The 26,448-nt window shown below is 37.7% G+C and carries 25 protein-coding genes; 9 read left to right on the forward strand and 16 right to left on the reverse strand.

Annotated elements, in window-relative coordinates:
• Positions 1-148 precede the first annotated feature (148 nt).
• The 6 genes from I6E69_RS13645 to I6E69_RS13670 all read left to right on the forward strand — a co-directional run bounded on the left by I6E69_RS13645 (position 149) and on the right by I6E69_RS13670 (position 7,241).
• Complete coding sequence (locus tag I6E69_RS13645) at positions 149-1,684, forward strand: GGDEF domain-containing protein (protein WP_197121439.1); 1,536 nt, start codon at positions 149-151, stop codon at positions 1,682-1,684.
• Between the two features lie 62 nt (positions 1,685-1,746).
• Positions 1,747-3,090: a nucleotide 5'-monophosphate nucleosidase PpnN gene (gene ppnN, locus I6E69_RS13650; protein ID WP_197121440.1), complete on the forward strand. Its 1,344-nt coding sequence runs from the start codon at positions 1,747-1,749 to the stop codon at positions 3,088-3,090.
• A 10-nt stretch (positions 3,091-3,100) separates the two neighbouring features.
• Positions 3,101-3,874: a flap endonuclease Xni gene (xni, locus tag I6E69_RS13655; protein WP_182193845.1), complete on the forward strand. Its 774-nt coding sequence runs from the start codon at positions 3,101-3,103 to the stop codon at positions 3,872-3,874.
• Positions 3,875-3,943: 69 nt separating this feature from the next.
• Positions 3,944-4,327: a DUF3192 domain-containing protein gene (locus I6E69_RS13660; RefSeq protein WP_024596929.1), complete on the forward strand. Its 384-nt coding sequence runs from the start codon at positions 3,944-3,946 to the stop codon at positions 4,325-4,327.
• Positions 4,328-4,338: 11 nt separating this feature from the next.
• Positions 4,339-6,027, forward strand: coding sequence for a hypothetical protein (locus I6E69_RS13665; RefSeq protein WP_197121441.1), 1,689 nt, complete (start codon positions 4,339-4,341; stop codon positions 6,025-6,027).
• Positions 6,028-6,233: 206 nt separating this feature from the next.
• The gene (locus I6E69_RS13670) at positions 6,234-7,241 is read left to right on the forward strand and encodes an isocitrate dehydrogenase (protein WP_002960311.1); all 1,008 of its coding nucleotides are present in this window, start codon (positions 6,234-6,236) and stop codon (positions 7,239-7,241) included.
• A gap of 70 nt (positions 7,242-7,311) precedes the next feature.
• Here I6E69_RS13670 and I6E69_RS13675 read toward each other — a convergent pair whose 3' ends face one another.
• Positions 7,312-10,326, reverse strand: coding sequence for an immune inhibitor A domain-containing protein (locus I6E69_RS13675; protein ID WP_197121442.1), 3,015 nt, complete (start codon positions 10,324-10,326; stop codon positions 7,312-7,314).
• Between the two features lie 489 nt (positions 10,327-10,815).
• Here I6E69_RS13675 and I6E69_RS13680 point away from each other — a divergent pair, with 489 nt between their 5' ends.
• Together I6E69_RS13680 and ilvN are read left to right on the forward strand one after the other, a co-directional pair.
• Positions 10,816-12,540 carry an acetolactate synthase 3 large subunit gene (locus I6E69_RS13680; protein ID WP_024596926.1) on the forward strand — a complete coding sequence of 575 codons (1,725 nt, stop codon included), beginning with the start codon at positions 10,816-10,818 and terminating at the stop codon, positions 12,538-12,540.
• The gene (gene ilvN, locus I6E69_RS13685) at positions 12,540-13,037 is read left to right on the forward strand and encodes an acetolactate synthase small subunit (protein ID WP_002960314.1); all 498 of its coding nucleotides are present in this window, start codon (positions 12,540-12,542) and stop codon (positions 13,035-13,037) included. Before I6E69_RS13680 ends, ilvN begins: the two co-directional genes overlap by 1 nt.
• Positions 13,038-13,128: 91 nt before the next feature.
• Here ilvN and I6E69_RS13690 read toward each other — a convergent pair whose 3' ends face one another.
• The 15 genes from I6E69_RS13690 to I6E69_RS13760 all read right to left on the reverse strand — a co-directional run bounded on the left by I6E69_RS13690 (position 13,129) and on the right by I6E69_RS13760 (position 24,409).
• The gene (locus I6E69_RS13690) at positions 13,129-13,404 is read right to left on the reverse strand and encodes an HU family DNA-binding protein (RefSeq protein WP_002962474.1); all 276 of its coding nucleotides are present in this window, start codon (positions 13,402-13,404) and stop codon (positions 13,129-13,131) included.
• A gap of 210 nt (positions 13,405-13,614) precedes the next feature.
• Positions 13,615-14,154: a DUF3833 domain-containing protein gene (locus I6E69_RS13695; RefSeq protein WP_197121443.1), complete on the reverse strand. Its 540-nt coding sequence runs from the start codon at positions 14,152-14,154 to the stop codon at positions 13,615-13,617.
• Position 14,155: 1 nt separating this feature from the next.
• Complete coding sequence (locus I6E69_RS13700; protein WP_002962471.1) at positions 14,156-14,644, reverse strand: chalcone isomerase family protein; 489 nt, start codon at positions 14,642-14,644, stop codon at positions 14,156-14,158.
• 53 nt (positions 14,645-14,697) lie between these two features.
• On the reverse strand, positions 14,698-15,198 hold the full coding sequence (locus I6E69_RS13705) for a DUF2878 domain-containing protein (RefSeq protein ID WP_033021926.1): 501 nt from the start codon (positions 15,196-15,198) through the stop codon (positions 14,698-14,700).
• Complete coding sequence (locus I6E69_RS13710; RefSeq protein WP_197121444.1) at positions 15,176-16,438, reverse strand: cyclopropane-fatty-acyl-phospholipid synthase family protein; 1,263 nt, start codon at positions 16,436-16,438, stop codon at positions 15,176-15,178. Before I6E69_RS13710 ends, I6E69_RS13705 begins: the two co-directional genes overlap by 23 nt.
• Before the next feature lie 37 nt (positions 16,439-16,475).
• Positions 16,476-17,213 (reverse strand): DUF1365 domain-containing protein, encoded by a 738-nt coding sequence (locus I6E69_RS13715; protein WP_149603676.1) that lies wholly within the window; start codon positions 17,211-17,213, stop codon positions 16,476-16,478.
• Complete coding sequence (locus tag I6E69_RS13720; protein WP_197121445.1) at positions 17,206-18,462, reverse strand: NAD(P)/FAD-dependent oxidoreductase; 1,257 nt, start codon at positions 18,460-18,462, stop codon at positions 17,206-17,208. The genes I6E69_RS13715 and I6E69_RS13720 overlap by 8 nt, the downstream gene beginning before the upstream one ends.
• Positions 18,459-19,169, reverse strand: coding sequence for an SDR family NAD(P)-dependent oxidoreductase (locus I6E69_RS13725; RefSeq protein WP_002962466.1), 711 nt, complete (start codon positions 19,167-19,169; stop codon positions 18,459-18,461). The genes I6E69_RS13720 and I6E69_RS13725 overlap by 4 nt, the downstream gene beginning before the upstream one ends.
• A gap of 2 nt (positions 19,170-19,171) precedes the next feature.
• Positions 19,172-19,600, reverse strand: a complete 429-nt coding sequence (locus I6E69_RS13730; RefSeq protein WP_197121446.1) for a nuclear transport factor 2 family protein — start codon at positions 19,598-19,600, stop codon at positions 19,172-19,174.
• 1 nt (position 19,601) lies between these two features.
• A complete protein-coding gene (phrB, locus tag I6E69_RS13735; protein ID WP_197121447.1) occupies positions 19,602-20,996 on the reverse strand; it encodes a deoxyribodipyrimidine photo-lyase in 1,395 nt (464 codons plus the stop codon).
• Positions 20,996-21,949: a DUF523 and DUF1722 domain-containing protein gene (locus I6E69_RS13740; RefSeq protein WP_138490055.1), complete on the reverse strand. Its 954-nt coding sequence runs from the start codon at positions 21,947-21,949 to the stop codon at positions 20,996-20,998. The genes phrB and I6E69_RS13740 overlap by 1 nt, the downstream gene beginning before the upstream one ends.
• An 8-nt stretch (positions 21,950-21,957) precedes the next feature.
• Positions 21,958-22,638: a ChrR family anti-sigma-E factor gene (locus I6E69_RS13745; RefSeq protein ID WP_002962459.1), complete on the reverse strand. Its 681-nt coding sequence runs from the start codon at positions 22,636-22,638 to the stop codon at positions 21,958-21,960.
• On the reverse strand, positions 22,631-23,254 hold the full coding sequence (locus tag I6E69_RS13750) for a sigma-70 family RNA polymerase sigma factor (RefSeq protein WP_002962457.1): 624 nt from the start codon (positions 23,252-23,254) through the stop codon (positions 22,631-22,633). The genes I6E69_RS13745 and I6E69_RS13750 overlap by 8 nt, the downstream gene beginning before the upstream one ends.
• A 68-nt stretch (positions 23,255-23,322) precedes the next feature.
• Positions 23,323-23,901: an LON peptidase substrate-binding domain-containing protein gene (locus tag I6E69_RS13755; protein WP_024596915.1), complete on the reverse strand. Its 579-nt coding sequence runs from the start codon at positions 23,899-23,901 to the stop codon at positions 23,323-23,325.
• A gap of 235 nt (positions 23,902-24,136) precedes the next feature.
• Positions 24,137-24,409: a hypothetical protein gene (locus I6E69_RS13760; protein ID WP_002962453.1), complete on the reverse strand. Its 273-nt coding sequence runs from the start codon at positions 24,407-24,409 to the stop codon at positions 24,137-24,139.
• A 298-nt stretch (positions 24,410-24,707) separates the two neighbouring features.
• Between I6E69_RS13760 and I6E69_RS13765 the strand changes: the two genes are divergently transcribed.
• Complete coding sequence (locus I6E69_RS13765; RefSeq protein ID WP_197121448.1) at positions 24,708-26,399, forward strand: alkaline phosphatase; 1,692 nt, start codon at positions 24,708-24,710, stop codon at positions 26,397-26,399.
• Positions 26,400-26,448: the final 49 nt, after the last annotated feature.

The following is a 26,448-nucleotide window of genomic DNA, read 5'->3' on the forward strand; positions in this document are numbered from 1 at the left end:
TCGCTTTAGCATTTACTATGATGTGGCTACCAATGTGGGCTGATTGATATATGTACTACAAAGATCAACAGCCCCTAGATAACTACACATAATAAAAATTTGTTGTAAACTGAAGATAATGAAATTAATTTGATGGCGGTATGCTTAGGTGTCACAAAGATCTAACGCAACAGATAAAAAGCTAAAACAAGCAATTGATGCGCGTATGGCTGTTGAGAGTGCTCGTAAACATCAAGTAGATGTTCTATGTGACTTTACAGCTAAACTATCGTTGAGCTGTAAAGGACTAGATATCGAGTTAGATAATCGCCTCGCCAAATTTAGAAGTGCGCTTAATAAAGGCATGAGCTTTGAAAACCTTGCTCCCCTTATTAGTGAAACTTTAATCCTACTTAAAAACCAAGAATCGATTCAACAAGCTCAGCAACGTAATTTATACAACAGTGTGCAAAGTGCCGGTAAACAATTACAAAAAACCAAAGGTTTACCTGACGATACTCGTAGGACTCTAAGAAATTTACTCGATCACGAGATTAATAACGTTCATTCAACTCATGGTTACATTCCGCTACTTGATCAACTTATTAGCTTTTATCATGAAGCGTTGCTTACCAAACAAGACCCTCAAGTTGATCAGCAGCGCCCAATAAAACAGGCGCGTGCAAAAAAACTACTTGAGCTCGCTAATGAACTTATACTTGAAGAAGAAGCTACGCTACAAATTAATAATATAAAAAATAATATTACAGAAAGTGACTCAATCGACTCATTACTCGATGTTGCAATTAGTATTATTGATGTAGTCGTAAAAAATATAAGTAAAGAGCGTAAATCCGCGCAAAGCTTTTTAGTTTCATTAAATCAAACCCTCGAAGATCTTCATAACTCTATCGTCTCAACTAGCAAGCACTCTGAGTCTATGGAAGTTGAGTTTGACTCACTTAATAAAAGCATTGAACTAAAAATAAAAAATCTTAATGAGCAAACGCAAAAAGCTACATCAATCTCATCTTTAAAAGAACTCGTAGATAACGAATTAAAATCAATAAGCGAAGATTTTATAGCAAAAGAAAAGTTAGAACGAAAAGACAGAGAAATTCTTAGCGCAAGCTTTGGTCAAATAAATAATCGGATTGGTACTTTAGAAGGTAAGTTAACAACTTATAAAAAACGCTTAAATGAACAGCGCTTTAAAAGCTTACTAGATGGGCTTACAAAACTGCCTAACCGGGCTGCATTTGACGAACGTTACAATCACGAAATGCATTTGTTTAATGTGCAGCCATCAGATGTTACGCTTGCAGTTATTGATGTTGACCACTTTAAATCTATCAATGATAGATTTGGCCACACCGCAGGTGATATTACCTTACAAGTTATATCAAAAGCGTTGCAAAAATCGGTAAGAAAGTCTGATTTTATAGCGCGTTATGGCGGTGAAGAATTTGTGCTATTAATGCCAGGTGTGTCGCTAGAAAACGCAACATTACCCCTGGATAAAGTAAGAAAGGTAATTAAAAATATACCTTTTAAATTTAGAGAAAAACAAATTGAGATCACTATTTCGGTAGGTGCAACTCAATTTAAGAAAGGCGATACCCTATTAAAAGCATTTGATAGAGCTGATGATGCACTTTACGAAGCCAAAAATTCAGGGCGAGATAGACTTTGTACCAGTAAATAATGTCATAGCTATTATAACTTTTATGACAAGTAGTTTTACGATTTAGTAGTAGGAGCACGTCTATGTTAATACAGTTAAACCCAACTGGGGTTTTAGATTTACTGTCGCAATTAGAAGTTGATTTATTAGAGCAATCGTCTGCAAGTGAGCGTTATAAATTATTTAGAAACTGCGTACTTGCAGTGCTCAATGTAGGTAGCCATACCGACGACAGTAACGATATATACGACAAATACAAAAATTTTGATATTCGTTTAGTAAGCCGCGAACGAGGTATCAAAATTGAGCTTGAAAACCCACCCGAAACCGCATTTGTTGATGGCGAAATAATTACAGGTATTCACGAACATATATTTTCTGTTATTCGTGATATTTTGTTTATTTGTCAAAAATACGAAAAAGATTTAAAAGAGCAAAAAGCCATAACCCATATGGTGTTCGATATGCTCAGAAATGCAGGTGCGCTGCGTGTTAAAAGCGAGCCTAACATGGTTGTTTGCTGGGGCGGACATTCAATAAACGAGGTTGAATATAAGTACACAAAACAAGTAGGTTACGAACTTGGTTTACGTGGATTAAATATTTGTACCGGTTGTGGTCCTGGTGCCATGAAAGGCCCAATGAAAGGCGCAACTATTGGCCACGCAAAGCAACGTAACACCGATAATCGCTACTTAGGTTTAACAGAGCCAAGCATTATTGCTGCCGAGCCACCAAATCCTATTGTAAACGAACTCGTTATTTTACCTGATATTGAAAAACGCCTTGAAGCTTTTATTAGAACAGCTCACGCAATTATCATTTTTCCTGGTGGCGCAGGTACTGCTGAAGAGTTGTTATATTTATTAGGCATATTGTTGCACCCAGATAATACTAAACAATGTTTACCTGTTATTTTAACTGGCCCCAAACAAAGCGAGGCGTACTTTAAAGAGCTATGCAAGTTCGTTGAAATGACACTTGGTAAGGAAGCCTTGGATAAGTTTGAAGTAATTATTGATAATCCTGAATTAGTCGGTCAAAAACTAAAGTCATCGATGGCTAATGTTCGTGATTACCGTAAAAGTGAAGGTGATGCTTATTACTTTAATTGGACATTAAAAATAGATAACGACTTTCAACAACCTTTTGCACCAACACATGAAAATATGGCAAGTCTAGATTTACACCTTGATCAGCCTAAACAGCTACTCGCGGCTAATTTACGTAGAGCTTTCTCTGGTATTGTTGCTGGTAATGTAAAAGACGAAGGCGTTAGAGCCATTAAACAAAACGGTCCATACATTTTAAGTGGCGAACCTGCCCTTATGACAAATATGGATAAATTATTACAGGCATTTGTTCTTCAAGGTCGCATGAAGCTCCCTGGTAGTAAATATGTTCCATGTTACAAAATAAAAGCATGAGTTTTATAGTTTGAAACCCCATTTACTTCTTATTGATGCGCTTAATTTAATTAGGCGCATTTACGCCGTTGACGCGAATCAAAAACATCATAGCGACGAGCAAATGATACAAACGTGCTGTGCACGTGTAGCCCACGCCTGTAAAAAGCTTTTAGATACGAGTAATGCAACCCATGCCATTGCTGTGTTCGATGGTGACAAAAGCTGGCGTTATCATTTTTATAAAGACTACAAACACTCACGCGCGCCAATGCCCCAAGTATTAAAAGATGCTCTATTGCATTTTAAAGCCGCAATTGAAGAAACCGGTATTGTAGTATTTGAGCCTATTAACGATGAAGCTGATGATATTATTGCAACGCTTGCCTTTAAGGCATCAAATAATCAAATAACGAGCACTATTGTTTCTACTGATAAAGGCTTTTTACCTTATATTGGCCCTTACATTACAGTTTACGATTACTTTAAAAAGCTCTATCTAGATGAGACAAGTATAAAAGAGCGTTTTGGTGTTGAGCAAAATAAACTCGTTGATTTTTGGGCATTAGCGGGCGATAAAACAAATGATATTCCGGGAGTTAAAGGAATAGGTACTAAATCTGCGCAGCAAATAGTTAATAACTATAACTCAATTGAACAAGCAGCCGAAGATGAGTCTCTAAGCCCGAGTATTAAAGCAAAGTTAGCCGCTAATATGGATATGTACGTAATTTCAAAGCACTTGGTTAGTTTACGCACCGATATAAATTTAGGTTTTAGTTTAAAGCAGTTAAGACTTAATTAGTCGCAAGTTAATAGCCTCTAAACATTACAAAACGTATACTGATATTAGTTACCGGAGTCAGAGTAAGCCATATTGAAAAAATTTATCCGATATTTAATTTTAGGTTTAGGGCTATATGCACTGATAGCTGCATTGGTGATTACCTTTTATAAAGACGATCCTCAAGCTATGATTTGGCAAGACCGAGAGGCTTTCAATAAACGTTACATCGAAAAACTATCACTTGAGCAGCCAACAACACTAAATAGTGTTCTTGATTACTTAGGCAGCCCCGATCTTACTTATGCCAAACGAGATGGTGAACAAGTATTTCAGATAGTTTTTTATCGTACACAACATAAAACATCTGACGGTATTACCACTATGGATGAATGTACTGGCCTATTATTTAAAAATGGGCAGCTGTTTTTATGGGGCCCGAGTGCATACAATAAATACCAAGAACAAAATTAGGTGAAGGTTTAATGGATGAAGCTGTTTCAACTACCTTAGAGCAGCTGCTTAATAATACGCAGCTGTTTTTAAGCTATTATAACAATAAACAAAAATGGACAGCTCTATATCCAATGGCAAGTAAGCTAGCTGAGCAATATAGAGTGCTCTACAGCAAACAGCCATTCGCATTACAATCCCGATTGACGCTTTATAACCCAAGTTATTCTTATGCAACAAATTTAGTTGTTAGTCAGAGCGTCATAACTGCTGCCCTGTGTAAATCTCAAAATTATAATAGTGCCTTAAGTGAGCTATACATAGCCGCTACTCTCATTGAGCATTTATGTGTTGGAGCGCAATTAAACAAGCTTTGCGAGCAAACACCTTTTCAAGATTCTGATAAAAAAATTTGGAAAATGCGTCATCAGTTAGCAGCAAAAGTAATGTTAGCTAGTGGCGATTCAGCCAAACCTGTTACGCAGTTACTAGCTAAATTAAATAAGTATAAACAAGCATTGGTAAGTGCTCCTAAAATAATGCTTTACGATGGGGGCATAACGCTAATTGCTTTAGCAAATATTATTAGCATGAACATTACGAGCAATACGGCTAATAAACATATTAGCTTATATAAAGCACTTACCGATTTGTACATTCGCACACCTAACTTGTTCGCACTGCAATTAATTAAATCACTAATAGCGCATTTAGGGCCATTATTACCGGGAAGCCGCGTTTTATACGCTGAGCAAACCATGATTTATTTAGCAACTGATGCACAACAACGGCATGTTTTAATTAGTACAGCAAATCCAAATAAATTAACCTGGTACAGAGTAAAAGCAACGCTTAACGATAATCCAAAACAATGGCATTGCACTGATAAAACCATTAACTTCAAAGTATTTAACAGTGAACATGTAAAACCACAAAGTGAGCTTGAGGTTGATAAGGCACAATCTTTACTTGAGCTAATAAGTAATATTAAGTTACAGCACGAATACAGCTATAAAGGATTAAGCCTGCTGATGGCGCCTCACTCTCTCGTAATTGCTAATTTATGCGAGGCTGTAAAACCATATAATAAAGAACATCAACCCGCAAAAGACTTAAAACATAGTTTATCGATGGTCGGTTATTATAATGCACCTGCAATAATTCAACGGGTTGTTTTTGAACAATTAGTTAATGTTACCCCACATCCATTGCAAGCCTACGTAACTAACAGATTAAATGGGTTAGTAAAAATAATGGCTTTATTGGTTAGTAAAAATGATCACGACCAGTTTGAGCACATCACTTTACCTTTATACGCTTACGCCCATTTTTTATTAACGCAATGCAGTACACAGCTTTCTCGTAAAACGCTGATTGACGACACACCAAATAAAACATTGAGTGCCCCTATCTGCTCCTATTTTGGGGTAAATTCAATTAACACTGAACAACTAACACAACAGCTTACTCATTTATTGAGTGACAACCCATGGACTGCAGCACTCTTAGAGGCAGAGCAAACACCTAAAAAGCACTTAACTGAGGCCCATAAACTTTGGATTACACTGAAGATTGTTGCTCAAAATGTGTTTAAACCAGAACTTTCGGTAACTCCGTGGCAGCAGCAAACGTTAAATGAACAGCTAAAAATACTCAAGTGGCATAACCAAGCTGATTTTTATCAACAATTAGAATCTCTCGAGTTGTTTAATAGTATTTAGTTTATTAGAAGCTATTTTATGTCTTTATACCCATTATAACTTTCATGTATACCCAGTATTTTTTGTATAAACTAGCAAAATGGGTGATAAGTTGGTATAAATGCGCCCTTAAATTTTCAAGCACGTTCACATAAATGTTCTAACAAGCGGTTACTCTCTCAGAGTAATAATTTATGTGCAAATCAAACTCTTTAAAGGAAAAGTCAATGGCCAAACAAACCATCACAGTGATCAAAGGCGACGGCATCGGTCCGAGCATTATCGACTCAGCACTTGAAATATTAAAAGCCGCAGGTTGCGACTTTGATTATGAATTTGTTGATGCTGGCCTAGCTGCACTTGAAAAAACAGGTGAGTTATTACCGCAAGAAACAGTTGATACAATTGCTAAAAACAAAATCACTCTTAAAGGCCCATTAACTACGCCTGTAGGTGAAGGTTTTACATCTATTAACGTAACACTTCGTAAGCAATTTGGTTTATACGCTAACGTACGTCCAGTTAAATCATTTGTTGGTACTAAAGCGCGTTACGACGATATTGATATCATTACTATTCGTGAAAACACGCAAGGTATGTACTCAGGTGCTGGCCAAGTAGTAAGTGAAGACGGTAATGAAGCACAAGCAAAATCGATAATTACGCGTGAAGGCGCAGAAAAAATCGTAACTTTTGCATACGAGCTAGCGGTACGCGAAGGTCGTAAAAAAGTAACTGCAGTTCATAAAGCTAACATTTTAAAATCAACATCTGGTTTGTTTTTAAAAGTAGCACGTGAAGTAGCTGAGCGTTACCCACAAATTGAATCAAATGAAATGATTGTTGATGCAACATGTATGAAGCTGGTAATGACACCTGAAGAGTTTGACGTAATTGTTACGACTAACTTATTTGGTGATATTTTATCTGACCTTTGTGCTGGTTTAGTTGGCGGTTTAGGTATGGCACCTGGTGCTAACATTGGTGAAGACGCAGCAATTTTTGAAGCTGTACACGGTAGTGCACCAGATATTGCTGGCAAAAACCTTGCTAACCCAACATCTGTAATTTTAGCGTCTATTCAAATGCTTGAGCATTTAAATATGGGCGATACTGCAGAGCGTATTCGTAGTGCTGTTGCTGATGTAATTAAATCAGGCGACCGTACAACTCGCGATTTAGGTGGCAGCCACGGTACAACTGATTTCACTCAATCAGTAATTGACCGTTTATAATTAATATTTGTTATTAATTTAAATAGCCCGCTAATTTAGCGGGCTTTTTTGTGTTTGCTAACTGCGTTTACTACCTAATGTATCTATGCAGGTTAGTATTAAACCTAAATAAACTTAACAGTAGTAATCCTAATAAACCCGCCAGTGATCCGCCACTTGAACCCGAACTACTTTGTTGTTTTTGTACAGTAGCAGATAACTCTTGAGTAAAAGTATCATTGGTTTGAGTATCAGTAACATTCAACGTTACGTTATAAGTCCCGTCAGCTTGATAAGTATGCCTTGGGTTTTGTAAATTTGATAACGCACTGCCATCACCAAAATCCCAACTATAAGTGTAACTATTAAAGCCGCCGGTTACTTGGGCATTAAATTGTGCGCTTAAATCACTAACTGTAGCGTTTGCGTTTATGTTAAGCGGAACATTAGCAGTTACATCAATCGCTTTTGATTGCTCAGTGCCTTCGTTATCTGTCACTGTAAGCGTTACTTGGTAATCACCAGAGTACAAATAATTATAAGTAAGCGATTGAGTCGCTAAAGTACTTCCATCCCCTAGCTGCCAATTATAAGTATACGGAGCTACTCCACCTGTAAGCGATGCCTCAGCTGTTAAAGTTCCTTGGTTTATCTCATATTCAATTTCATTTACAGTTAATGGTTCAACTAATGTAACTTGTGCTACAGCTACTTGCTGTGAAGTGCCATTATCTGCCGTAAACTCAACGTTATAAGTGCCATAGTCTTGGTATTCATGAGTAGGCGTTAACTCTGTGCTGGAGCTCCCGTCGTCAAAACTCCACGTAAATTTGTCCGCAGGAGTAAGTGCAAAACCTTCTACATTAAAATTAACGGTTAAACCGTTTTTAGTAAAATTAATTCCCTTAGTAACATCGTAAGCAAGCTCTACTTCTATATCTTCACTGTCTGCTGACTGGCTTATAATACTAAACCCAAAACCAACCTGTGGAAGCACAACACCCGATGGTTTTTGCGCTTCAAAGCTATAATCGGTTTTATCAGTAAACCCGGTGATAGCTGATAAATCATCATCCCCTAACCCTGCCCTTTGTTGATATAGGCTAAAAGCAGCATCACGTATTTGAATTGCTGAAGCAGCCGGAGTTTGCGTACTGCCTTTATTTATCGAGCGCTGATCAGCATCTACCACTAATGCAAAACCACTGCCTGGATGCTCGGTAGTGTTATTATCTGCTTGAGATTCATTGCTGTACCACAATAATAACCCCGGTGAGTACTGCTCTGCTTGCAAACTACTGTCAACGCCTGTGTATGAACGCAGTTGTAAATAGTAATGTGATGGCGATGCATATGTGTAACTACCTACTTTTTCAAAGCCATTAAACTCAGTGTTAACTTGATCTTGTGCATTATTTTGCCAAATTAAAGTATCACTTTGCTCAATGCGCATATCATCAACAACAAAACCGTAATAATGTGTGTTCGCATCTGTTATGTATTCAATTTTTAAATCAATTGTTTGCCCAGCATAAGCTGATAAATCAAACTTATGGGTCAAATAGCCGTTAGGTTGCTTAGCATCACTATTAAGAAATGAATCACCTGAGATATACGGACCAATATCACCGTAGTATGGATTAAGCGCTTGCGTATAATTACTCGCGATTGGCTCGCCATTTACTTTTACTTGAACTAAATCGTAATCGCGCTCAATACTGTAATAAGCAATAAAGCTTAAAGTAAGTGCCTGAGTTGTGCTTGGTAGCGCTATTGTATTAACTAAGCTATTGCTAATATTGTCGCCCGTATTTGAATAGTATTGAAAATCACCTTCTACTGGAGCCCTAAATTTTTCGAGCCTTGGTGGTAGTGTTATTTTTATTTGATTTTGCTGTTGTGAAGTACTCGCAGTATTAATTAATGTTTGCTGTGAATTAGCCTCTATCTCATCCATATCAAGCGTAAGCTGGTTAACCCAGTTACCCTGGTACCGCTTTTGTAAATATTCAAGCGCATAAGGGCTAAACATAACTGGCTCTGAGCCTCTTGGCGAACCAGCCCAACTTCCTGTCGACATAACTGACCAAGACGCGACAGGCTCACCTACCGTGTTAGATTGTAAGTCGTATTCATCTAATAATCCTAAATCATGCCCAAACTCATGCACAACCACACCAATCCCGGCATCAATAGGGTTAATGGTATAACCAAATAGCTTAATGTTACTGCCTGCAATCTCGCTCGGCCCGCTATTTTCATCAAATACATAGTAGCGGTGCGACCAAATAGCATCGGTGCTTAGGTAACCGCCACCCGCTTCTTCGCCAATACTTGAATGAAATACCATTACATGGTCAATAATGCCATTAGGTTCATTAAGGATACCGTCGCCATCAATATCATCTAAATCAGTTAAGTCATAATCCGCTAAATTAATATTAAACTTTGCAACTGCTTTCTCCACAGCCTCTTTAATTAAAGCGGGCGCATTTATATCCCGTGTACTGCCTTGGCGCTCACCATATATTTTTGCATTGCTATTAGCGGTTACCCAGCCATATACCTGCCCGCTAAAGTTTAAGCTGTTTCCCGAAGCCGCTTTATAATAATCAGCAGCCGTTTTTAAGCTTTGTCCATCAGGGCCTGTATAACCTTGAGTATTAAAAAGCATTTGCTGATAGTGCTCAGTTGAATAATCAGCGTAAAACATATCGGTGTCTTGCTCTACAAGTTGATTGTCGTCATGTTTAAGATCAGGAAAATCAATTAAAATAGCTAACACTTTTACATCATTAACGCTTTGATCTGGCACTAGCGACGTTGAAAAAGCGACCTGTTTTTTATTTGTGTTTGAAAAAACGTTGGAAGAGGATTTAAATTGCCTAAAGCCATTTTTAATAGAGTGATTGGCAACGTCTTTGTTACTCATATATGACTTAAATGAACTATCTAACTCACTTGAAGATATTTGGTCTCTTTTTTTTAGCCAATATAAAATACGCTCTTCGTTAGTTATACCAACATCATGCGGACTTAAGTTATTAGCCGCCACCATAGGGCTTAATAGCGTAGTTAAAAGCGCAATTAACGTCACTTTTTTCACTGTGTTTTCCTCAAACATAATTATGTAGCAATCATACCTAATAATAGAAATTTAAACATGCGATAAAAACATATAGTTAACATATGCAATTAAAGCTAATGGTCTCTCACACTCTTTTATATCTAAAATCGAACCTACAACCTAAAATGCATAATCTCTGCCAGTAAACTCAATTAAACATAGGTTTTCTGCAGGTTTAAATTAAAAAAAGCCATAAAACGAATTTAAAATGCAAAAAGCAGCTTTCAAGGTTGACATGAAGGCTTAAAACCCTTAAAAATAAACCTATACAAAATCTTTAATTTAAAAGCAGTGTTTTGCTAAGTAGAGTAAAAACTATGAACACACACATTAATCTTTTAGTCGTACTCGTACTGGTCTTAGTTATAAGCCCAGCGGGGATGTATTAAAAGGTGATACTGCTTTTTAAAAACCCTCGCACTACGCGGGGGTTTTTTTATGCATAAAAAAGCGCACAGAGGAATGAGGATGAGCAAACAAGAATATAATGGTTCTGAACTAGTAGTTCAGGCATTAAAAGAGTTAAAGGTAAAATACATATTTGGCTATCCCGGTGGTTCGGTTTTAGACTTATATGATGCACTTTTTCAGCAAGATGACATTGAACATATATTAGTACGTCACGAACAAGCTGCAACACATATGGCTGACGGCTATGCCCGCGCTACTGGAGACGTTGGTGTTGTACTTGCAACCTCAGGCCCTGGCGCTACAAACTGTATTACAGGTATTGCAACGGCCTACATGGATTCAATTCCTATGGTTGTGTTATCAGGCCAAGTGCCTACAAATTTGATTGGCGACGATGCATTCCAAGAAACCGATATTGTGGGTTGTTCTCGCCCTGTAGTTAAACACAGTTTTAACTGTAGAAGTGCTAAAGACATCCCTACAATCTTAGCTAAAGCTTTTTATATTGCTAGCACTGGTCGCCCAGGTCCTGTCGTTGTTGAGCTTCCAAAAGATATGCTTAACCCTGCTATTAAGTTTGAATACGAATTTCCTAAAACCACCGAGCTGAGAACGTACAGCCCTAATACTAAAGGGCACTCAAAACAAATTCGCAAAGCTGTAACAGCTATTTTAGAGGCCAAAAAACTGGTTATCTACTCTGGTGGTGGTATTGTTATTTCAAATACATCAGAGCAATTAACGCATTTAGTTGAATCATTAAATGCCCCAATTACAAATACACTAATGGGATTGGGTGGTATTTCAGGTGTGCATCCAAACTTTGTAGGTATGTTAGGCATGCACGGCACGCTTGAGGCAAACAAAGCAATGGCTAACGCCGATGTGATTTTAGCGCTTGGTGCCCGATTTGATGACAGGGTAACTAATAATGTTCAAAAGTTTTGCCCTAATGCCACAATTGTTCATGTTGATGTTGACCCTACTTCAATTTCTAAAACAATTAAAGCACACATACCAGTTGTAGGTTGTTTAGCAACCGTACTTGAACAACTACAAGCGGGTATTGATAAAAGCCCAATTAAAATAGACCGCAGCGCGCAAGAAGATTGGTGGCGACAAATTATCAGCTGGCGCGAACAAAAATGCTTAAGCTACAACACTGATGGCGACAAAATTAAGCCACAAGCTGTAATTGAAGCGGTGTATAAAGCTACTAATGGCGATGCTTACGTAAGTTCAGACGTTGGTCAGCATCAAATGTTTGCAGCGCAATATTATCCATTTAAGCATCCTCGTCAATGGATCAACTCAGGCGGCCTAGGCACCATGGGCTTTGGTTTACCTGCTGCAATGGGCGTAAAGCTAGCCTTTCCTGATAAAGAGTCTGTGTGTATTACGGGTGATGGCTCTATTCAAATGAATATTCAAGAACTATCAACCTGTTTACAGTACAACCTAGCGGTAAAAGTTGTATCACTTAATAACCGCTCTTTAGGTATGGTACGCCAATGGCAAGACATGGTTTACGGTGGACGTCATTCATCATCTTACATGGATTCACTACCTGATTTTGTTAAGTTAGTTGAAAGCTACGGCCATGTAGGCATACAAGTAAACACACTAGATGAGTTACAACCTGCTATCGATAAAGCAATGTCAATTAACGACCGATTAGTCTTTTTAGATATAAACGTTGATGAAAAAGAACATGTATACCCAATGCAAATTAAGTTAGGCGGCATTGATGAGATGTGGTTACGTAAAGGAGTAAAAGCATAATGCGTCGTATTTTATCTATTTTATTAGAAAACGAACCAGGTGCCCTATCACGTATTGTTGGGCTTTTTTCACAACGTGCATATAACATCGACAGCCTAACTGTGGGCACAACTGACGATCAATCATTGTCGCGTATTACCATTACCACAATGGGTGATGACAGAGTTGTAGAGCAAATTACAAAGCAGGTTAACAAATTAGTCGACGTGCTTAAAATTATCGATTTAACAGAAATGAGTCACATTGAACGTGAGCTATTGCTTGTTAAGGTCTTTGCTCAAGACGAGACGACTCGTGCAGCGGTTACGCGAGTAGTTGATGTGTTCCAAGGTGCTATTTTAGATATGGGCCGACAAAGCTACAGTCTACAATTAGTGAGCAGTACAGACAAAATAGAGTCGTTTTTAGACACACTTCGTCATGAAACCGATATTATTGAAGTTGTACGTTCTGGCGCTGTTGGCATTGGTCGAGGCGATAAAGCCTTAAAAGCGTAAATTTATAATATAAAGGCATCAATTGATGTCTTTATTAAACATAAAAAAAAGAGCTAAATAGCTCTTTTTTTAATTTAATTCGTTAAACCTATTAAGGGTTTACTTGGTCTTTAAGACCTTTACCTGCTTTAAAGCTTGGGATAGTTGCCGCTGCGATTTGGATCTCAGCACCCGTTTGTGGGTTACGGCCAGTGCGAGCTGCACGTTCTTTTACTGAGAAAGTACCAAAACCAACTAATGCTACTGAATCACCTTCTTTTAAAGAAGAAGTTACAGCACCTGTAAACGCGTCAAGAGCACGAGTAGCAGCAGCTTTAGAGATTTCTGCATCAGTAGCAATTTTTTCAACTAATTGAGCTTTATTCATTGTTAGATTCCTATTCGTTATTATTTTGCCTTCGCAAAACCTATCTTTATGCATTTTTAAAGAGTTAGCAACAGCAAATTGCATTTTTTGCTTAAATTCTTAAAAAATGAGTAAAATTTAAATAATTCTCTGTAAAATACAGCGTGTTGGGTTAACAAAGACTTAATTTGAGTACAATTTTGGCGCAAGTTAAGCAACTGGGTAAATAAGCTATATTTTTTCGATCACTAAGGTCACTTCCCCGACCTCGACTCCAAACTTAACAATAGATGTGCGGTTTATCAAGCGCGATTGTGTAACCAGGTACATCCAATCATCAAAATTCACTTTTAAAGTACTGCCATCGTATGGAAGCTCTACATCGTAATTCCAATGAAATACGCTGCCATCACTTCTACCTTTTGCTGTACCTATAACATCATCTGCCAACCCTGTTAAACTATTGTCTTCGTTTAACGTTATTTTCCAAATACGCTTTTGAGTTTCGCCATCGTCATAAACAAAGTCTTCTTCAATAACGCCCTGGTTACCATCCCAGCTCGCATTCATATCTACGACAAGCTTGCGGGTCAATTCACCCTTAAAGTCTTGTACAACACCGTAGGCTTTCAAATTTCCACTAAAAAATGTTTTAAAGTCAAAGTTTGGCGATGTATTTTTATAATGCTCTACATTTGGTGCCGAACAGCTTATCAGCAACAAAGCAGATAAGCTTACAAGAGCTGTTTTAAACGCGTTAAATACATTCATATTAATTCCCTAATAGTTGCTTTCGTAGTTTCGGCTCTGAGGTTTTTTCATCCAGCCAAATGGCTAAAAAATCACTCGAAAATTGAGGTTCATTTATTTCGCCAATTTTTTCATCATTATGATAAAAAGTACTCATACCCTGCTCATTTGTGACTAACGTTAGCGAATCACCTTGTCTAATATCAGGCCAAATAGACAATAATTTACTGTCGTATTTGTCTGCTAGCTCTTTTTTTCCAATATGCTCCCACTGCTCATTTGTTGCTTTTACGATTTCTTTAGCTTCAAAGTCACGTAAATAGGTAAGTTTAAATTTAATAGGATGCGTTCCTGCGCTGTAATTACCTGAAGGGGTAAATAAAACCGCGTCATATACATCCCAAAATAAATACTCCATTCGTGCTTCGCCTACTTTATTAAATTGTGTGTCAGCTAAAACAATTGAAGTTGTAAGCAAATAAAAAGTAACTGCCTTTAGTAAAAATTTCAAAATAAGCTCCCTCGAGTCAATGGGTAATGTTACGAAATGGGAATTGTGGGCGATCAGCGATTGATGAATAACTTGATTTTTTGGTTTATAAAAAGAATAACAGTAAACACTGTAGACCAAAGCGCACCGTAAACGAGCCAAAACTGCCATAAAGGTAAGCCTAAGCTTATTACTTCAAAGCGCGCCCCAGCCCAATAACTTGCTGGCGCAAAAGCCATGCATACTAAAAAGGCCTGCCAAAGCTTTAATTTACTCAAAAAAACCATAGAAGTATTTAAAGAAAGTAATAACGCAGCCCATAAAAAGACGAGCCATAGAGGGAAGGGATAAACTTTAAATTCTAACAAGCCTGACTTTACTGCTATGAATTCTAACAATAGTGCTAAAGGTAGGGCTTTAATTAGAAGTAAGGTGTCTTGTTTTTTTTGTTTTGACAACCAAAACATTAAAACAATAATCAATCCGCTAAAAAGTAGCGAATCAGCTTCAAGCAGCAATGATAAAAACCACACTGCTTGAAATAAAACAAAATTAGTAACCGAGCGCAATATCATCGTTATCGCTAACAAAACGTGGTTTACGCGCCATTAAATGCACCGTACTTGTTGCTCTAGCTCTAAACGCGCCTTCGCAGTAAGCAAAATAAAACAACCATAAACGATAAAAACGTTCATCAAATTTTGAGCGGTCCAAATCAGGCCAGCTTTTTATAAAACGGCTTCGCCAGTCTGCTAATGTTCTTGCGTAGTGAGCACCAATATCATTAACAGTATGAATTACCATGTCTGTATTATTTTTAATCTGCTCACTCATTTCGTTAAGTGATGGCAAACACCCGCCTGGAAAAATATACTGCTGAATAAAATCAGAGTTTTTTAAGTAATGCTTATAACGCTGATCGCCAATAGTTATAGCTTGTATTAGCATGGCACCATCGTCTTTTAACAATTCACTACATTGGGTAAAAAAGCTAGGTAAGTACTCATGGCCCACCGCTTCTATCATTTCGATAGAAACAAGCTTGTCGTATTTTCCTTTCAATTGCCTGTAATCAAGCTTAAGTAATGTAATTTTACTTTCAAGACCAAGCTCTGAAATTTTATTAGCGACATAATCATGTTGCTCATCAGATATGGTTGTTGTTGTTACATGGCAATCGTAATGTGTGGCTGCATATATAGCAAAAGCCCCCCACCCTGTACCAATTTCAATTACTGAATCATTTTTTTGAAGCTCAACTTGCTCACAAATGCGTTTAAGCTTGTATTGTTGAGCCTCTTCAAGTGTGGCTTCTTTTGTAGGATATACAGCACTTGAGTAAAGCATTTCTTTACTCAAAAATGATTCGTACAAATCATTACCTAGGTCGTAATGAGCAACGATGTTTTTCTTAGAGCCCGATTCAGAATTTTTGTTTTTTATGTGATTAAACCGGTGCGCGATATTACTAAAAAATGCGAATTTCTTCTCAAACTCATCAAGTTGCTTCTCATTTATAGCAAATATCTCAATGAAAGAGGTTAAGTTGTCACAAGACCAATGCCCCAAAATATAGGCTTCACCAGCGCCAACGCTCCCAGATAATGCAAATGCCTTATACATAGCTTTATCGTTTACTATAATCGTTGCTTTTAGCACTGAAGATGGGTCACCAAAAACTGTACGCTCGTTTGCATCTACTAAAACAACTTGGCCTGTTTCAATTGACGAAAAGGCTTTAGTCACTAATTTTTTATATATGTTAGTTAACCAGTTTGTGCTTTGTTCGCAATTTAAGCTCGACACTTTATCCATTGAAATACCTATTAATTGTCCTGACTATCTATGTGCTTTATGGCTTGCCTGAGTGACCTAAAAAAGGAACTCGTTTTATAAACAACTTTAACGCTTGATAATAAATACCTTTGAAAATAGACCATGTCATGGCCGGAAAACGTTTAAATAACTTATTAACTTCTTCTTTAGTAAGCTCTTTACGTTTTAAGCGAAGTGTAGCATCAAATAATAGCTCTTCATTTCGCTTATTTTCAATGTGTATCAATGTTTTATCAAGCGATTGCTTAACATGCCAATGATAGTTCATATCTAGATTCATAAAAGGTGATACGGAAAAAACCTTTTTAAAGTTCACTTTTTTTTCTAAAGGTACTAAATAATAATGACGTTCGTTCCATGGTGTATTACTTACTTCAGCAATCATGTATTTAAAACGGGTGTCGTTATGACCAAAAAAGTAAAAATTAACAGGACTAAAATACACACCAAAACAACGAAGTTGCCCAAGCATGTAAATATGAGAAAAGGTTTCAGTAATACCTAAATTGGCAAGTTGTTCGTGTGCACGCTCAATAAGAGGACGTTTAGCAAGCTGTGAGGTGCCTGTAAGATAATCAGCTTCATTAAACTTTAACGCCTTTAAGCCTGACGTACCTATGTGTTTATGCACACCATTTAGTTGTTGAGGATTATTTAAATCTACCCACATCATATACAAAGGGTAACTAAAGCGATGTTCTTTAACAGCAAAACGGCGATGTTTAACATCGCCTAAATACACTGCACTAGTCAAATTCGACCCCAAGTTGCTTGGCTACATCTACACCACTGTGTACGCCATCTTCATGAAAACCATTGTACCAATAAGCGCCACAAAAATAACTATTATTATGCCCATCAATACTGTGTTTAAGTTTTTGAGCCGCAATAGACTCTTGGTTAAATACAGGGTGGTGATAAGTAAACTCGCGCAAAATTTTACTTTGGCTTATTCCTTCAAGATGGTTAAGCGTTACACAGAACTGTGTATCTGATTGTATACCTTGCAAAATATTCATTTGGTAAGTAACAACAGCGGCTTTATCCGTGCTGTTGTTAAGTAGGTAGTTCCAGCTTGCCCATGCCGCTTTTCTATCTGGTAAAAGGTTTGTATCGGTGTGCAGCACCACTGAGTTCTCAGTGTAAGCTATTGCACCCAATACTGACTTTTCTTGCTCAGTAGCATCACCCAGTAGTGCAAGCGCCTGATCTGAATGACAAGCAAATATTACTTTATCAAATTTACTTTGCTCACCATTGGCAAACTCTATTGTTACTTCATCATTTTGACGCGTAACTGATTTAATATTTGTATTGAGGTTAATTTTGTCTGCAAAACCTCTGATCAGCGGCTTAATGTACTGACGAGAGCCTCCTGGTACTACATACCACTGTGGTCTATTGGTTACATCTAAAAGCCCATGATTAAAGAAAAACTTAACAAAAAACTCAACGCCTACGTTTTCCATTTCTTTAATACTGGTAGACCAAATAGCCGCGCCCATAGGAAGAATATAATGGTATTTAAAAAAGTCATTAAACTGGTTATCGTTAAGCAATTGCCCTAATGACTGATCAGACTGGTAATCATCTTTTTCATGCATTGCTTTGCACAGTTTGTTAAACCTAACAATGTCGTACAATAATCGCCAAAACTTAGGTCTAAAAATATTACGACGCTGTGCAAATAAGCTTGTAAACGTATGTCCATTGTATTCAAAACCAGTGGCTTCGTTATGCACACTAAAGCTCATCTGGGTTGTTTGTTTATCAATACCAATGCGCGAAAGTAACTTTTCAAAATATGGGTAAGTTCGGTCATTAAATACAATAAAGCCAGTGTCTATTGCGTATTTGATGCCACACACATCAACATCAACCGTTGCTGTGTGTCCACCTATGTAATCATTTTTTTCAAATACGGTTACATCGTAATGTTTGTGAAGCAAATGGCCACATGTTAAACCAGATACACCAGTTCCTATTATTGCTATTTTTTTCAACGGGCTAATCCTTTTGCGATTTTAAGCCAAATCGGCAGTGGTAAAATGCGTAAAGCTTTTAATATAAGTGTAAAACGATAAGGGAAATGAACGTCTTTGCGGCGTTTTTGAATACCCTTAATCATGTAGTCAGCTGCTTTTTCAGCAGTAACGGCCATAGGCATCGGGAAATCATTTTTATTAGTAAGTGGCGTTTTTACAAACCCAGGATGAACTAAAGTTACATCAACATCATTTAAATCAACCGCTAAGCTTTTTGCTAAGTAACTTACACCCGCTTTTGATGCGCCATAAGCTTCTGAACGAGGTAGCGCAAGGTAAGTAACACTTGAGCTAACCAAAACAAGTTGGCCGCCTGGATTTATTTTAGGAAGTAACGCCTCAAGGCAATACCCCATAGAAAGTAAGTTAACGTTTATTACACGCTCAAACAACGCGCTATCAAAGTTGCGCGCATCATCTATATATTCACAATTACCAGCGTTTAAAATAACACGGTCAAAATGAGGAAAGCCAATAGTAGACTCTTTTATATCTTGCAGGTTAGTTGCATCAAACTTACATGCTTGGATATTGTCGTATTTAGCAAGCTCGGCGAGCTTATCACTATTACGGCCGCAAGCTATAACAGTGTCTCCTAGCTGTGCATATTTAATTGCTAGCTGCTCGCCAATACCTGATGTAGCACCCGTTATAAGTGTGATCATAATTAACCTGCCCTTTTATCAATTAGCTTTATAACGCTACCAAGTAAAGGAATGTGTTTGTATAACAACTCGCCCACATTAAAGTAGTCTCTGTGCTTAATAATTTTGCCATCTTTAAAAATAAGCTTGCTATGACCGTCTACCGAGATAGTTTTACCTGATGAAAGCTTTGGATGTGCATAATGCATAGTCCAATAAATAAAAGCATTGTTACCGCTATTAAACGAATCACTAATATCAAACTGGCAATGCTTAACATTGCTGTATAAGTTAGCAAAGTACCTGCGCAATTCTACAATGCCGTTAATTTCATGCATCGGGTCTATAAACTGTATGTTGTCACAGTAAATATCACTCAATAAATCAAGATTAGTGCTATCAAGCTGTTGGTATATTTTAACAAATTTATCTACTGGTAACTGGTTATCCATATCACACCTTAAATGCAGCAAGTGCACGTTCTCGTGCCGCTTTATGATCAACTATTGCTGGCCAGTAACATTCCTTATCTTTGCCTGTTGCGGCTAAATAAGTGTGTGGAAAATGAATGTGTTTATCTGGCACGTTTTCAAGCTCTGGCAAATACTTACGGATAAACTTGCCCGTTGGATCAAAGCGCTCGCTTTGTCTGATAGGATTAAAAACTCTAAAATATGGCTGAGCATCACAGCCCGTACTTGCAGCCCACTGCCAACCACCATTATTTGAGGCTAAATCGCCATCAATTAAGTGCTGCATAAAAAAGCGTTCACCTTCACGCCAGTCTATTAATAAATGCTTAGTTAAAAAGCTAGCAACAACCATTCGTAAACGATTATGCATCCAACCGGTTTGCTTAAGTTGTAGCATTGCTGCATCCACTAATGGGTAACCTGTACGCCCTTCGCACCATGCTTTAAAATCGCTTTCGCTTTTACGCCACACTACAGCATTATACTTTTCGTTAAAGTTATCGCCGCGCGAAAGCGTCGGAAATTCAGCAATTAAATGTCTGTAAAATTCGCGCCAAACAAGCTCGTTAATCCACGTAAACGTTTTACTTTTTGATGTAGTTAAAATATCAGGATAACGCTGCTGAATATTAATAAGCAGTTGCTTTGTGCTTACAATACCTAGTGCTAAATACGGACTTAAACCCGATGTGCCTTTTACACTGGGAATATCACGCTGGTCGTCGTAACTTGTCAGTTTGTCGCATATAAAATTATCAACTACGGTAGAGAGTGTTTCGTCGTCAACCGGCCACTTATCTGAGCACCCATCACTTTTTAGTAAATCACTCTCGTCAAACTCAATAGGGTCAGAAGTTAAGGGCCATTGTGGCAAGCTAAAGTGTGTATCTTGATACTGCTTTAACCATGCACGTTTAAATGGAGTAAACACTTTATACATTTCATTACTTTGATTTTTGACAGAGCCTGCAGGCGCAATTAAATCACCTTCGTACAAAGTAAAAGTAATAGAAAGCTCATCGCATTCATGCAAAATTGCTTTATCGCGGTTTACTTCATTAAGCTCATACTCTGTATTAGCAATTACGTGTTTTACATCGTTTGCTTTACAAAAGTTAATAAGCTCTCGCGTACAATCACAAAAGCTCGGCGCTTCAATAATATGTAAAGTAATACCGTAATCAGCAAGTTGTGATTGAAGATAAGTAACTCGGCGCTTGAGTAAGTCAATCTGAATAGGCGCAGCTTGGTGTTGTTGCCACTGCTTTTCAGACACAAAAAAAATGGCGTGTTTAGCGCCATTATTTAGCGCTTGAATTAACGCTTCATTAGAAAAAAGGCGCAAATCGCGCCTAAACCAAAATAATGTATCCATTAAATACCAAATCGTAGTTTTAAATCGTGAGGGTAAGGGTTAAAAAACACTTGTTTTTCAAGGTACTCATTCGGATGAACCTTCAAATGATGTTTTAACAAGGTAAGTGGTACATACAATGGCACCAATCCTTCGCGGTATTCGTCTATCGCATCACGAAGTTCTTGTTTTTCAACCTTCGATAAATCATTTTTAAAGTAACCTTGTAAATGCATTAGGGTATTGCAATTATTTCTGCGAGAAGCTGGCTTTTTCAGACCCGTCATCAAACCTAAAATATATTCATCCGCAACTGCATTTATATCGTCACCTACGAACGTTCCAAGCAGATTACCCAAATCTCGATAAGCTTGGTAATTATGAGCCATTAACAAGTACTTATACTGAGAATGAAATTGAGTAAGCTTGTGAACAGTTAGTGGTTCTTGCACTAACTTTTGCCAATTTTTAAATACGTAAATTCTCATTACAAAGTTTTCACGTAAATGCATGTCGTTTAAGCGACCGTTTTCTTCACATGGCAATAATGGGTTGTGCTTCATTATTTGCTCAGCAAAAAAACCAACGCCTTCAGAGGTATTACCCGTGCCTGCTTCGTTGTATATTTTAATGCGCTCCATGCCGCAGCTTGGACTTTTTGCGCAAAATACAAACCCGCTCAACTCTTTAGCTTGTTCTGTTGCAACTTTTTTACCATACTCGGTAAGTTGTTGACCTACATCTCCAGTGCCATCTGGGCGACATACTTTAATAGTATCGCCAACTTTAACTTGGCGAATAGTTGGACGAGGTATTGGTAAACCTACCGCTACCTCCGGACAAAACCGTGTATATTCAACGTGTTTACCTAACTCATCCATACAGAAGTTTGACTTTTTATGACCTGTGTCAAATCTAACTTTTTCGCCTGCTAAGCAGGCGCTTATACCTATTTTTATTATATCTGTGTGCATAAATTCTCTTAGTAAATCAAATTACCTATTGGATTTAGTAACTTGCTGAAGCCCTTATTAAAATGTAGCGCACTACTGACAACTGTAAAGCACAAACAACCATCTTTTGTTAAAGGAGTATGTTGGTGGCTACCATCTTGCCATATAAAGTCACCTGGTACATATTTTCCTTCTTCATCACTAAACTCGCCATCTAGGAGTAAAGTAACTTCAAAGCCAGTGTGCGTGTGTTCTGGTATTTCACCACCAGCATCAATATGTAACAAGCTAGAGCGTAATGGGCCATCATCAAGTGCAATACGCGATCTAGCAAGCTTACCCACTTGGGTAAATTTACTGTGAGAAATACGCGTTAGCGCACGTGGAAGCTGATAGTTATGCTCATTAACTTTAATAGAAACAGGCTCTACTTCATAAACTTCGTCGATAGAATCATCAGACGTGATCATATCAAGCACATTCAATTCAAATTCTTCAAGTAACTCAGGTTGCTCAGCTTGAGGTTTCTCATATTGCGCTGGCTCTTCGCTAAATAATGCGTTTGCGTTGCTTGCCTCAATTTTAGCTACTTTAGCTTGGCACACAGGGCACATATCTACATGTATAGAAACGGCTAAACTCAATGATGTAGCAAGTGATGCATCGCAATACTGTGTCAGTAAAGTTTCACTCGGGTGATGTTTAATCATGCTGATCTCCCATTTCATTACGTAATTTTTGCAAGGCCAAACGTAATCGTGATTTTACCGTGCCTACTGGAATATTAAGTTGATGTGCAAGTTGCTCTTGCGACATGTCTTGAAAATAAACGCCCCTTACCACTTCGCGTTGAGCAATAGGTAATTTATCTAAATAACGTTTAATTTGTTTATCTTCTAAATGATCACTGTATTCGTGATGTGTATCTTGTGATTCGTTTAATAACGGCCAAATATCTTCGCTTATATTTTCTTCTTTATTGCTTTTCATTTTACGAAGCATATCGAATGAAGCGTTACGCATAACGGTATAAACCCACGTAGTAGCCGCACCTTTATCACTGTGATACAAATGTGCTTTACGCCAAACAGATGTTAACGTCTCTTGCACAAGCTCCATTGCTTGAGCTTCAACACCAAATTGCTTAATTCCAAAGCGTTTAATTTTTGGCGCAAAGTATTCAAATAAATAGGAAAATGCTTTTTTATCGCGTGACTGTGCAACATCTATAAGCGCTTGCATGAGTTCTTTACTCGGCGTTTCTGGCATGGCAGTGTACTTACCTGTATTAGGTTCACAACGTGGTGATTGTTGTTGACTTACCATAATAATTTATCCCGTTATTGCTTTTGTATTAAGTAATACGGGCAATAATTAATTTAGGATCATAAAATTTAGGCAAATTCGTTATTAATCACAGTATGGAGGAAATTCAGTAAGTTATCAAAGTTCGTTTCAAACGCAAGTTGCTGTTTTTTCTCAATAGAAATAGGTAGGAGCTCAAGCCAACGAGCTGCAATCCAAGGAAGTTTGTCAAAGTGAGTTTTTTTGTACAGTAAATTAAGTTCCGGATTACTTTTAAACACGTTTAAAAGCGCATCATGCAATAAGTCATGTTCGCCAACTGAGTTGTTAGAATCCTTATACCAATATGGCGTATTACAAGAAGATACCAAACCATGTCGCAGTTCGTCCTCGTCTTGATAAACATCATTTATTTGAACACTTTGAGAAGCAAACACATCGATTAATAATACATCGTTGTCGTCTTGGTCAAAATCAATAATATCAACAAGGCAACCTTGCGCGCTTATATTAAATGGCGTGTCGTGCTCAAATGTACAAAGCACAAACCCTGTATTGTTTTTTAATGCGGTTTTAACCATATTTAAATAGCGAGGCTCAAATATGCGTAATCGCGTATAGCCTTCTGGTAACATAAAAATGGGTAATGGAAAAATCGCACGTTTCATAAAGTCTACTTCTTTCAAACACTCTGCCTTTATTTACGTGCGCTTTTGCTAAGTCGATCAGCTTTGTATGAATCGAATTAATTACCAGCTATATAATTGGCTAAAGATTAAACCAACCTCCCATAGCTTTAAACACTTGAACCGAGTAATAAGCGCTAATCATACTGACTACGGGTGCTAACATTAATGCAAATAATCCAAGTTCACTGCTCATCGTTTTAATCCTTTAAATAATTTATTTTGCGTTTTTAATACTAGTGTCAGTATTTTTAGGCGTTGTGCTATGTGTTAAAACGGGCTCATCTAATAAACCCTCTAAAACAGTTTTAGCATCAAAATAAAGCGTTTCCTTTAGTGATTTTTCAAGCTCGATTGTGGTTTGCTTTACGTAGCTTGCTACACTTTGAGTTAATATATCAGTTACATCTAGGTCCACTTCTGTTGCGTGTACTTGCGCAGAACCTAATACTAATAAACTTGCCATAGCGATTTTAATTGAATGTTTCATAATGGTATTCCTTGTTTGTGTATTGTTTAGACGTAGTTACATACTCAAGGGTTGTGCCAACATAAAAATAAATCGTAAGCAACTGTTATTAAACAGCTTTACATGCAATACTTCAATTTAAAAAATTCATACCTTGTTAATTTAACCATTTAATTTAATTTTTTGACTACTTTTTAGTTAATAAATAAAAGGGTTTAAATGTATTAATACCGTCACACTAAATACATTTAGCGTTTATAAAAACGTCATATCTACCCGCTAAAGTGCACACCACTATAAATAATTCAAAAAGTGCAGTATGACCCTTTCATCACGTCGAAATTTTTTAAAAACCTCAGCAGCAAGTATATTTACCGTCGCAGTATCGAGTGCCATTACAGGTTGTGCTCAAACATTAACAAACAAACCTCTATCAGCTATTGAATTTAAACACGGTGTAGCCAGTGGCGATCCGCTCAGTAATGCTTTAATAATTTGGACACGTGCAACCACTTTTCAATCAAATTTTGAAGTTACTGTTGCTTGGGAACTGGCAAGTGACTCTCAATTTAAAAACATTATTCGCAGCGGGCGCGAACAAACAGATAAAAGCCGAGACTTTACAATAAAAATAGATGTGCAAGAACTTGCTCCAAACACAGAGTACTTTTATCGATTTGTGGGTTTAAATACACAAAGCCCAATTGGCCGTGCTAAAACACTACCAATAAACAATGTTGAACAAATAAAAATGGCTGTTGTGTCGTGCTCAAACTACCCTGCTGGGTACTTTAATGCCTACACCGATGCCGCTAAACAAAAAGATTTAGATGTAGTACTGCATTTGGGTGATTACATTTACGAATACCCAATGGGCGGATACGCTACCGAAAATGCTGAAAAAATTGACCGCCCATTAGCAGCTGATAACAGCGGTGAAATTATTACCCTAAGCGACTACCGCAAACGTTATGCAATTTACAGAACAGACCAAGGCCTTCAAGCTCTTCACGCTGCAGCGCCTTTTATCGCAATATGGGATGATCACGAAGTTACCAACGATACCTATAAAAGTGGTGCTGAAAATCATACCCCTGATGAAGGTGACTTTTTTAAGCGCCGTGCAGCAGCTATTCAAGCCTATTACGAATGGCTGCCAATTAGGCCGCCAATGGGCGAACAAAGCCCGCAAATATACCGCACCTTTGATTTTGGTAATTTAATAAGCTTGCACATGCTAGATACGCGCGTAATAGCACGCGATAAACAACTCGCTTACAGCGACTATAAAAACCTAGAGACCAAACAAATGGATGTTGCTCGCTTTGCCAGTGATTTAAATAATCCAAAAAGGCAGTTACTAGGTAACACACAACTAAACTGGCTCACCAGTGCAATAACTAAATCAAATGCAAAATGGCAAGTATTGGGCCAGCAAGTATTGATGACTAAAATGTGGCTACCTACTGAAATATTCTCGCAATCCGATCGCACTAAAATACCTCAGGTGTTAAAAGAGCTTGTTACCATTAAAAAAGCCGTGTTAGCTAATAAAGCGGTAACACCCGCACAACTTGCACGCGTAAATACTTTAATGCCTTATAATTTAGATGCGTGGGATGGTTACCCAAGCGAGCGCGAAGCATTATACAAAAGCGTTGCTGCATTAAATAAAAAGTTAGTCGTGGTTGCAGGTGATACGCACAATGCGTGGCATGGCACATTAAAAAATGCAAAAGGCGAAAGCGTAGGAGTAGAATTTGCAACGCCTGGTGTTACATCCCCGGGGATGGAGCATTATTTAGCGCTTAATACAGTACAAGCAAAGCAAATGGCTGACTCGCTTTCATTGTTAATAAACGACTTAAACTATTGTGACTTATCACACCGTGGATATATGTTACTGACTATTACTAAAGAGCAAATCACAACCGATTGGCGCTATATAGATAACATAAACTCCCCTAGCTACAACATCACTGATCAACACCAAAGTGTTTATAAAGGCTAATACTTTTAAAAAGAAGGTAAATGTATTATTTACCTTCTTCACATATTTT

It is taken from the genome of Pseudoalteromonas sp. NZS100, assembly GCF_015864815.1.
Lineage (GTDB): Bacteria > Pseudomonadota > Gammaproteobacteria > Enterobacterales > Alteromonadaceae > Pseudoalteromonas > Pseudoalteromonas distincta.

Bases quoted from the DNA above. Each gene is read 5' to 3' on its own strand.
- I6E69_RS13705 (WP_033021926.1), bottom strand. From the start codon at position 15,198: ATGATATTGCGCTCGGTTACTAATTTTGTTTTATTTCAAGCAGTGTGG.
- I6E69_RS13665 (WP_197121441.1), top strand. From the start codon at position 4,339: ATGGATGAAGCTGTTTCAACTACCTTAGAGCAGCTGCTTAATAATACG.
- I6E69_RS13710 (WP_197121444.1), bottom strand. From the start codon at position 16,438: ATGGATAAAGTGTCGAGCTTAAATTGCGAACAAAGCACAAACTGGTTA.
- I6E69_RS13740 (WP_138490055.1), bottom strand. From the start codon at position 21,949: ATGCACACAGATATAATAAAAATAGGTATAAGCGCCTGCTTAGCAGGC.
- I6E69_RS13695 (WP_197121443.1), bottom strand. From the start codon at position 14,154: ATGAATGTATTTAACGCGTTTAAAACAGCTCTTGTAAGCTTATCTGCT.
- I6E69_RS13680 (WP_024596926.1), top strand. From the start codon at position 10,816: ATGAGCAAACAAGAATATAATGGTTCTGAACTAGTAGTTCAGGCATTA.
- I6E69_RS13670 (WP_002960311.1), top strand. From the start codon at position 6,234: ATGGCCAAACAAACCATCACAGTGATCAAAGGCGACGGCATCGGTCCG.
- I6E69_RS13690 (WP_002962474.1), bottom strand. From the start codon at position 13,404: ATGAATAAAGCTCAATTAGTTGAAAAAATTGCTACTGATGCAGAAATC.
- I6E69_RS13725 (WP_002962466.1), bottom strand. From the start codon at position 19,169: ATGATCACACTTATAACGGGTGCTACATCAGGTATTGGCGAGCAGCTA.
- I6E69_RS13730 (WP_197121446.1), bottom strand. From the start codon at position 19,600: ATGGATAACCAGTTACCAGTAGATAAATTTGTTAAAATATACCAACAG.
- I6E69_RS13750 (WP_002962457.1), bottom strand. From the start codon at position 23,254: ATGGTAAGTCAACAACAATCACCACGTTGTGAACCTAATACAGGTAAG.
- I6E69_RS13755 (WP_024596915.1), bottom strand. From the start codon at position 23,901: ATGAAACGTGCGATTTTTCCATTACCCATTTTTATGTTACCAGAAGGC.
- ilvN (WP_002960314.1), top strand. From the start codon at position 12,540: ATGCGTCGTATTTTATCTATTTTATTAGAAAACGAACCAGGTGCCCTA.
- ppnN (WP_197121440.1), top strand. From the start codon at position 1,747: ATGTTAATACAGTTAAACCCAACTGGGGTTTTAGATTTACTGTCGCAA.
- I6E69_RS13745 (WP_002962459.1), bottom strand. From the start codon at position 22,638: ATGATTAAACATCACCCGAGTGAAACTTTACTGACACAGTATTGCGAT.
- I6E69_RS13760 (WP_002962453.1), bottom strand. From the start codon at position 24,409: ATGAAACATTCAATTAAAATCGCTATGGCAAGTTTATTAGTATTAGGT.
- I6E69_RS13765 (WP_197121448.1), top strand. From the start codon at position 24,708: ATGACCCTTTCATCACGTCGAAATTTTTTAAAAACCTCAGCAGCAAGT.
- phrB (WP_197121447.1), bottom strand. From the start codon at position 20,996: ATGGATACATTATTTTGGTTTAGGCGCGATTTGCGCCTTTTTTCTAAT.